Below are 383 nucleotides of genomic sequence, written 5' to 3' on the forward strand. Positions count from 1 at the left end.
GTACAGACCGGCCTTCAGGAAAGAGATTTGTCCGTTGAATTCCAGCCCATGAATATTAAAGAATGACCATGGCAATTGGATGTCATTCATGTGATGTGCATAAAACATGCCTTGATAGGCCAGGTTGTGCACAGTAAACACCGACTTCGCCGGACGCCCGCGCGCCGCCAGATACGCAGGCGCAAGGCCTGCATGCCAGTCGTGCGCATGCACCACATCAGGACGCCAGAATGGGTCAAGCCCGCTGGCCATTTCTGCCCCAACCCACCCCAGCAGCGCAAAACGCAATACGTTGTCGGTATAGGCAAATAAGTTGGTATCGTGATACGGGCTTCCCGGACGATCATAGAGATGCGGCGCGTCAATCAGGTAAATGCCAACCC

General features: G+C 54.0%; 1 protein-coding gene. It reads right to left on the reverse strand.

All coding sequences use genetic code 11. The features are described 5' to 3' along the window. On the reverse strand, window positions 1-383 hold a 383-nt coding region (locus C5L10_RS33435), incomplete at both ends, for a glycogen/starch synthase (protein WP_172717334.1).

Source organism: Neorhizobium sp. T6_25 (genome assembly GCF_002968555.1).
Lineage (GTDB): Bacteria > Pseudomonadota > Alphaproteobacteria > Rhizobiales > Rhizobiaceae > Neorhizobium.